The organism is Chimaeribacter californicus (assembly GCF_002858675.1).
GTDB lineage: Bacteria > Pseudomonadota > Gammaproteobacteria > Enterobacterales > Enterobacteriaceae > Chimaeribacter > Chimaeribacter californicus.
Genome location: NZ_PJZF01000093.1, coordinates 1 through 761, shown reverse-complemented (window position 1 = coordinate 761; position 761 = coordinate 1). Strand labels below are relative to the sequence as shown.

Below are 761 nucleotides of genomic sequence, written 5' to 3'. Positions count from 1 at the left end.
ACCCCCCGATCAAATTTATCGCCCCTCCCCGATCAAAATGATCGAGAAATACAAGAAGATCTGGAATACCAGAAGCAAAAAGACAGTGCAGCTGACGCCGCAGCTTGTGAAATCCCAAAACCCAAAAGCTGGGCACAGGCCAGAAGTGAGCGCGCCACGACCAAAGCCCAAGATTTTGCAGCCCACCAGCAGGCAGCCCGCGAGGCACGCCATGCAGAACAGCGCAGGCTGACCGATAAAGCCCGCCGCTCGTATTTTGCAGGTAACGCAGCTGGTGGCCGCCGGGCACCGCAAACCACCTTTAACGCCAGCCGTTTCGATGCAGCTAACCGTGCGCATGATCAGGCTTTTGATGATGCCGTACAGCGCCGCAATCGCGCCTTAAGCGAGGGCTTTAGTCCCCGCGCCTGCCTTGAAGCGGCTAGGAAAAAATCGCTACAGAACCTGACCAGAAAGGATTGATCCCATGATGCAGCACACTGGAACACTGACCAGCCCCCGTAAGCCTCAAGGGCAGTTCAAGTCTCGGAAGCAATACGACAACCCGCGCCCTGCCCCATTGACGCCAGAGCAGGTAAAAGCAGCCTTTAAGCCGATTGGCTCTACCGCGACGCGCAAGAAAAACCGCAGCCAGCGGATGTTTGTGAAAGCCCTGTTTCCGGCGCTGTTTGTCGGTGATCACCCGATGCCGATGCAGACCGGCATCAAAGATGAAATGCTGACCGCTATCGTTCGCCGTGGGCTGGACATCTCAGAGGAAC

Annotated in this window: 2 protein-coding genes; both read left to right on the top strand. The window is 56.6% G+C overall.

Annotation, left to right across the window (positions count from 1 at the left end):
* On the top strand, positions 1 to 462 hold a 462-nt coding region (locus CYR55_RS23740), incomplete at its 5' end, for a hypothetical protein (RefSeq protein ID WP_165699666.1).
* A 4-nt stretch (positions 463 to 466) separates the two neighbouring features.
* Positions 467 to 761: hypothetical protein (locus CYR55_RS23035; RefSeq protein WP_420912750.1), on the top strand; the 295-nt coding region annotated here is incomplete at its 3' end.